Origin of the sequence: Mesorhizobium sp. M7A.F.Ca.US.014.04.1.1, assembly GCF_003998745.1 — a bacterium.
Taxonomy (GTDB): domain Bacteria; phylum Pseudomonadota; class Alphaproteobacteria; order Rhizobiales; family Rhizobiaceae; genus Mesorhizobium; species Mesorhizobium ciceri.
The window spans coordinates 1-6,155 of the sequence record NZ_RZRW01000353.1; the positions used below are offsets into that span (position 1 = coordinate 1).

At 62.7% G+C, this 6,155-nt stretch carries 8 protein-coding genes; 6 read left to right on the plus strand and 2 right to left on the minus strand.

What is annotated here, in order from left to right:
* Window positions 1-104: 104 nt before the first annotated feature.
* Complete coding sequence (locus EOA22_RS39575) at window positions 105-230, minus strand: hypothetical protein (RefSeq protein WP_013528464.1); 126 nt, start codon at window positions 228-230, stop codon at window positions 105-107.
* A 312-nt stretch (window positions 231-542) separates the two neighbouring features.
* Here EOA22_RS39575 and EOA22_RS21670 point away from each other — a divergent pair, with 312 nt between their 5' ends.
* From EOA22_RS21670 to EOA22_RS21680, 3 genes are all read left to right on the plus strand, one after another.
* On the plus strand, window positions 543-1,352 hold the full coding sequence (locus EOA22_RS21670; protein WP_027161100.1) for a transglutaminase family protein: 810 nt from the start codon (window positions 543-545) through the stop codon (window positions 1,350-1,352).
* 128 nt (window positions 1,353-1,480) lie between these two features.
* Window positions 1,481-2,446, plus strand: a complete 966-nt coding sequence (locus tag EOA22_RS21675) for a cation diffusion facilitator family transporter (RefSeq protein ID WP_013528466.1) — start codon at window positions 1,481-1,483, stop codon at window positions 2,444-2,446.
* 61 nt (window positions 2,447-2,507) lie between these two features.
* Window positions 2,508-2,912: a GFA family protein gene (locus EOA22_RS21680; protein ID WP_013528467.1), complete on the plus strand. Its 405-nt coding sequence runs from the start codon at window positions 2,508-2,510 to the stop codon at window positions 2,910-2,912.
* A 20-nt stretch (window positions 2,913-2,932) separates the two neighbouring features.
* Here the strand turns inward: EOA22_RS21680 and EOA22_RS21685 are convergent, their stop codons facing one another.
* Window positions 2,933-4,204, minus strand: coding sequence for a DNA recombination protein RmuC (locus EOA22_RS21685; protein ID WP_063169730.1), 1,272 nt, complete (start codon window positions 4,202-4,204; stop codon window positions 2,933-2,935).
* Between the two features lie 103 nt (window positions 4,205-4,307).
* Here EOA22_RS21685 and def point away from each other — a divergent pair, with 103 nt between their 5' ends.
* The 3 genes from def to fmt form a co-directional block, all read left to right on the plus strand.
* Window positions 4,308-4,838 (plus strand): peptide deformylase, encoded by a 531-nt coding sequence (gene def / locus EOA22_RS21690; RefSeq protein WP_063169729.1) that lies wholly within the window; start codon window positions 4,308-4,310, stop codon window positions 4,836-4,838.
* 68 nt (window positions 4,839-4,906) lie between these two features.
* Window positions 4,907-5,149 (plus strand): plasmid stabilization protein, encoded by a 243-nt coding sequence (locus tag EOA22_RS21695; RefSeq protein WP_244506880.1) that lies wholly within the window; start codon window positions 4,907-4,909, stop codon window positions 5,147-5,149.
* 116 nt (window positions 5,150-5,265) lie between these two features.
* Window positions 5,266-6,155: methionyl-tRNA formyltransferase (gene fmt / locus EOA22_RS21700; RefSeq protein WP_127390210.1), on the plus strand; the 890-nt coding region annotated here is incomplete at its 3' end.

A 6,155-nucleotide genomic window follows, 5' to 3' on the forward strand; every position in this document is an offset into this window, starting at 1 on the left:
GTGCGCCCCCGCCACGCCAATATAAGAATTTCGGGCGCTCGATCAACAGCGACCGGCAACAAGTGTCGCCGGCCGTAATCTTATTGCGAAGTGGATCGCCGGACCTACTTGTCCTTGAGCTTCATCGCCTTGACCGGCGGCGCCTTCAGCGCCGGAGCCGGAGCGGGCTTCTTGGCGTCCTTCTTCGGCTTGCGGGCTTCCTTGCCTGCCTTCATCGCACCTTTAGCCATGATTCGTTCCTCCTGATGTGAGAAGCCAAGTGAAACAAGAGAACCGCCCGACCGCAAGGGGTTAGCGACTGTTGCCGCCGACAGCGGATCGCTTTCAACCGGTTTCTAGAGCAATTCACCGTTTCGCGGAAACAGTGAATTGCTCTAACTCTTTGTTTTGACGCAATTCCGGACGGAAAACCGCTTCACACTTTTCCTGGAATTGCTCTAATTTGCTCGTAAACCATGGCGGTCCGTGCCATGGTCATTTTCGCACTGCAGCATCGACCCGAGCTTCGCCGGGTGATCGTCAGGCAGGCCGTCAGGACGACAATGCGAATCCACATCGGCTGCGAGATGAGCTTCGACTTTCCGCAGGAAACGCCGCTCATCGCGATGCTGAATGTGCACTATTCGCGGGCCTCCGATCTCGAGCGGCCGGATTTCCTGATCTCCAATCCGCCGGTGCCGATCGAAAGCTATCGCGACAGTTTCGGCAATTGGTGCAACCGGCTTGTCGCGCCGCCCGGGCGCTTCACCTTCGGCACCGACGCGGTGATCCGCGACCCCGGCACCTTCGAGATGGGCGACCTGATGGCCTGGCAGCACGAGGTGCGCGACCTGCCGGCGGACACATTGCTGTTCCTGCTGCCCAGCCGTTTTTGCGAAAGCGACCTTCTGGCTGACGAGGCGTGGCGGCTGTTCGGCAACACGCCGCTGGGTATTCCGCGCGTGCAGGCGGTCTGCGACTTCGTCCACAGCCACATCGTCTTCAACTACGGCAATGCACGGCCGACGCGCACCGCGGCGGAAGCCTATCGTGAACAGAGCGGCGTGTGCCGCGACTACGCGCATCTCGCCGTCACCTTCTGCCGGGCACTCAACATCCCAACGCGCTATTGCACCGGCTACATCAGCGACATCGGTATGCCGAAGCCATGGGCAAGCATGGATTTCTGCGCCTGGATGGAAGTCTATCTCGGCGGCCGCTGGCATGTCTTCGACCCGCGCAACAATGCACCGCGCATCGGCCGCATCCTGATCGCCTCCGGCCGCGACGCCGCCGACGTGCCGCTGACCCATATTTTCGGCCCGGGAACGCTTGCCGGCTTCAAGGTGTGGACCAGCGAGATCATCGAGTAGTCGCCGTTTTCCATAGACCGGATCTCTCATGGCCGCTGCCGTGGACGACCCGACATTCGCGCGGTGTGATGCCTGTGGAGCTTTAGCGGCCTGGCCGCTAGACTGCGCCTTGAACGGGGGCAAATGCCATGGCCGGGCACGGCGGCTCAAAAAAGGTGATCTACGCGGCGCTCGCCGGCAATCTCGCCATCGCGCTGACCAAGTTCGCCGCCGCCGCCTTTACCGGCAGTTCGGCGATGCTGTCGGAGGGCGTCCATTCGCTGGTCGATACCGGCAATGGCGGCCTGCTGCTCTACGGCATGCACCGCGCCGCTCGCCCTGCCGATCGCACGCATCCGCTCGGCCACGGCCGCGAACTCTACTTCTGGAGCTTCATCGTCGCGCTCCTCGTCTTCGCGCTGGGCGCCGGCGTGTCGTTCTACGAAGGCGTGGTCCATATCATGGCGCCGGAGCCGGTCGCCAACGCCAAGGTAAACTATATTGTTCTGGGCCTTTCCTTCCTGTTCGAAGGCAGTTCGTGGTGGGTCGCCCTGAAGGAGTTTCGCCGGCAGAAGGGCAGGCAAGGCTGGCTGCAGGCCGTGCAGTCGAGCAAGGATCCGAGCGTCTACACCGTGCTGTTCGAGGACAGTGCGGCACTTCTCGGCCTGATCGTCGCTTTCGCCGGCATATTGGCAGCGGAACTGCTGGAGATGCCGGAGCTCGACGGCGCCGCCTCGATCGGCATCGGACTGATCCTTGGCGCGACCGCGATCTTCCTGGCCCGCGAAAGCAAGGGCCTGCTGATCGGCGAGCCGGCGTCGCCCGAGGTGCAGATGAAAGTGCTGGCGATCGCCCAGCAGGATCCGGCGGTGCAGCGGGCGAACGGCGTCCTGACCGTCCATATGGGGCCGACAGAGATCGTCGCCGGGCTCAGCATCGAGTTCGAGGACCATTTGACGGCGCCCGAGATCGAAGCTTGCGTCGAGCGCCTGGAGGCGCAGTTGAAGAAGGAAATGCCGGAGATCACACGGCTGTTCGTCAAGCCGCAGACGTCAGGCACCTGGGAGCAGCGACGCAGGCTGATCGATTCCGCATCCGATCCTGCCCTGGACTAAAACCGTGCCATTGCCTCACGGCCTTGCGCCGCTAGATTGAAGGGGCTTTGGAGGAACGAAGATGAGAATAGACGGCGGCTGTCATTGTGGCGCCATCACCTACGAGGCGGAGGTCGATCCGGAAAAGACCACGATCTGCCACTGCACGGATTGCCAGCAACTGACCGGCACGGCTTTTCGCCTTACGGTTCCGGCGCCGGAAAGCAACTATCGCATCACCAAGGGCACGCCGAAAATCTACATCAAGATCGTGGCGAGCGGCGCCAAGCGCACCCAGGCCTTTTGCGCCGACTGCGGTTCGCATCTTTACGCCACGTCTGTCGGAGATGGTCCGAAGGTCTATGGAATTCGCGTGGGGACCGCGCGGCAGCGCCAGGATTTGATCCCGACACAGCAGAAATGGCACCGCTCGGCGCTGCACTGGCTGCCTGAATTTCAGGGCATGACCACGTTGGAGGAGCAGTAGCGCCGGTCCGGCACCGCGCCTCAATCGTCGCCTTCGACGACCCTCAGCCTGAGCTGCCCGGTTTTCGAATCGGCAACGCGCGCGCCGGTATCGACCTTGGCGGCGGGAGCCCGTGACGCGGCGTCTACGGCGGCATCGCCGTCGGGCTGCGCGCCGAATTCCAGCGCCTCGATCTTCTGGCCGCGCTTGGTGACCTTCGACGTCGAAACCAGTATGTCGTCGATGTCCTTGGCCGACTGGCCGAAATGCACCTGCAGCTTGCGCACCCGCTCATCGACACGCGCAACATCCTCCATCAGCCGGATGACCTCGCCCTGGATCAGGTGCGCCTGTTCGCGCATGCGGGCATCCTTGAGGATCGCCTGGATGACCTGGATCGACAGCATCAGCAGCGACGGCGAGACGATGACGACGCGCGCACGGTGCGCCTTGTGCACGATCGCCTCGAAATTCTCGTGGATCTCGGCGAACACCGATTCCGACGGCACGAACATGAAGGCAGTGTCCTGCGTCTCGCCCTGGATCAGGTATTTTTCCGAGATATCGCGGACATGGATCTCGATGTCGCGGCGGAAGGCCTGCGAAGCTGCCTTCTGCAGATCGGCGCCATCGGCGGCGCGGATGGCGTTCCAGGCTTCCAGCGGAAATTTTGCATCGATGGCCAGCGACGGCGCGCCGTTCGGCATCTTCACCAGGCAGTCGGGCCGGCTGCCGTTCGACAGCGTCGCCTGGAACTCATAGGCACCGTGCGGCAGGCCGTCGGCAACGATCGCCTCCATGCGCGACTGGCCGAACGCGCCGCGCGTCTGCTTGTTCGAGAGGATCGCCTGCAATTGCACGACCTGGCCGGCGAGCGACTGGATGTTGCCTTGCGCGACGTCGATGATCGCCAGCCGTTCCTGCAATTTGGCCAGGCTCTCATGCGTGGATTTGGTCTGCTCGGTCATGGTCTGGCCGAGCCGGCCGGTCATGGCGTCGAGGCGTTGGCCGATCGATTGCGTCAGTTCCGCCTGCCGTGCGCCGAACACTTCCGCAATGGCGCCCATGCGGCCCTGCATTTCGGCCTGGCTTTGCAGAATGCCGGCCATCCGCACTTCCGCATCGCGGGCATGATCGGCGGCTTCCGCGGCCGCCACGGCGCGCGCCTTGGCCGACCGCCACAACGCAATGACCAGCGCCACGAACAGGGCCAGAAACAGCAAAACGCCGAAGGCCAGCGCATGGCCGAGCGTGATCGTTGTGGCGCCAAGCCGGGCGACAGGCTCCGAAAGGATGGTGCTCAAATCATTCATGTGGACAGCATAGACGATTCGCCGCGATAGCACAGATCAAAACGTGAACGCGCCTGATGCCAACCGGTTGACGCGTTTCGCTGGAGGTCTTAGGTGGAACGCCATGCCGATCAAGCCGCTCATCATCCTTCCCGACCCCATCCTGCGCCAGGTTTCCAAGCCCGTAGAGCGTGTCGACGCGCCTTTGCGCAAATTAGCCGACGACATGCTGGCGACCATGTATGAAGCGCCGGGCATCGGGCTGGCGGCAATCCAGATCGGCGAGCCGCTGCGCTTGCTGGTGATCGATCTCGCCAAGGAAGACGAGACGCCGGCGCCGCATGTCTTCATCAATCCGGAAATCCTGGAGAGCGCCGATGCGCGCTCCGTCTATGAGGAAGGCTGCCTGTCGATCCCGGATTATTACGCCGAGGTCGAACGCCCCGCCGCCGTGCGGGTCAAATATCTCGACCGCGACGGCAAATTGCAGGAGATAGAGGCCGAGGGGTTGATGGCGACCTGCCTGCAACACGAGATCGACCACCTCAATGGCGTCCTGTTCATCGATCACATCTCGAAGCTGAAGCGCGACATGGTGGTAAAGAAATTCAAGAAGCTCGCCAGGGACAAGGCGCCGGGCAAGCTCGCGGGATAAGGTACGGGAGTCCCCTCCAGGCCTATTGTCGGCAGGATTGCCACCAAATGGAGATGCCGACGGTCGACATGCTGATCAGGGACATTCCTGAGCCTTTGAAGCGCGAGATCGAACTGGCGGCGCGCGAGGTCGGCCAGAGCGTCTCGGACAAGGCCATCGGCCTTCTGCGCAAAGGCATAGTTGCGGAGAGGCCGGCCCGAGAGGAGTCGAGCCTCTCGGCGTGGGCTGCAATTCGCTCGGCTTTCGTATCTGAAAGCGCAATTGGCGATGAATACGCGGAAATCATGGAGAAGATCGAAGCGGAAAGATAGCGCGACGGTCGTCCCGCGACTTCGACGGCCTTGACCTGAAGCTCGTAAACCCGTTTGAAGCGGATGCCTGAGCCGGCACACTGCGCGAGCAAGAAGACAGGATACCAGAAGAAAAAATGCCCCTTCGCGTCATCTTCATGGGCACGCCGGAGTTTTCGGTGCCGACCTTGCGCGCGATCGCCGAGGCTGGCCATGAGATATCAGCCGTCTATACCCAGCCGCCGCGCGCTGCCGGACGACGCGGACTGGAGCTGACGCCGTCGCCGGTGCAGCGCGAGGCGGAGCGACTGGGCATCGAGGTGCGGACGCCGGTTTCGCTCAAAGGCGAGGCCGAACAGGCCGCTTTTCGCGCCTTGCAGGCCGATGTGGCGGTGGTCGTCGCCTATGGTTTGCTGCTGCCGAAGGCGGTTCTGGAGGCAACCCGGCTCGGCTGCGTCAACGGCCATGCGTCGCTTCTGCCGCGCTGGCGCGGCGCCGCCCCCATCCAGCGCGCCATCATGGCCGGAGACCTGGAAAGCGGCATGATGGTGATGCGCATGGAAGAGGGCCTGGACACCGGTCCGGTCGGGCTGGTTGAAAAATGCGCTATCGAACCCGATATGACAGCCGGCGATCTGCATGATCGGTTGATGAGTGTCGGTGCTGCCTTGATGGTGGAAGCGCTGGCGCGACTGGAAAGGAATACGCTGACATTCACCACACAAGCTGTGGATGGGGTGACCTACGCCAAGAAAATCGATAAATCCGAGACTCGCGTGGACTGGACTCGCTCGGCAAGTGAGGTCCACAATCATATTCGCGGCCTGTCGCCCTTTCCCGGCGCCTGGTCGGAGATAGGAATTGGCGGCCGCCAGGAGCGGCTGAAACTGCTTCGCTCGACGCTGTCGCAAGGCCTGTCGCCTTCGGAAGATTTGGGCGAGTCGGGAGGAATTCTCGATGACCGGCTGACGGTCGCCTGCGGGGCAGGCGCGATCAGGCTGGTCGAAGTTCAACGGGCGGGCGGAAA

What these genes read in the sequence shown, in the direction of transcription:
- EOA22_RS21695 (WP_244506880.1), top strand. Translation starts at nt 4,907, where the DNA reads ATGCTGATCAGGGACATTCCTGAGCCTTTGAAGCGCGAGATCGAACTG.
- EOA22_RS39575 (WP_013528464.1), bottom strand. Translation starts at nt 230, where the DNA reads ATGGCTAAAGGTGCGATGAAGGCAGGCAAGGAAGCCCGCAAGCCGAAG.
- EOA22_RS21680 (WP_013528467.1), top strand. Translation starts at nt 2,508, where the DNA reads ATGAGAATAGACGGCGGCTGTCATTGTGGCGCCATCACCTACGAGGCG.
- EOA22_RS21675 (WP_013528466.1), top strand. Translation starts at nt 1,481, where the DNA reads ATGGCCGGGCACGGCGGCTCAAAAAAGGTGATCTACGCGGCGCTCGCC.
- EOA22_RS21685 (WP_063169730.1), bottom strand. Translation starts at nt 4,204, where the DNA reads ATGAATGATTTGAGCACCATCCTTTCGGAGCCTGTCGCCCGGCTTGGC.
- EOA22_RS21670 (WP_027161100.1), top strand. Translation starts at nt 543, where the DNA reads ATGCGAATCCACATCGGCTGCGAGATGAGCTTCGACTTTCCGCAGGAA.
- def (WP_063169729.1), top strand. Translation starts at nt 4,308, where the DNA reads ATGCCGATCAAGCCGCTCATCATCCTTCCCGACCCCATCCTGCGCCAG.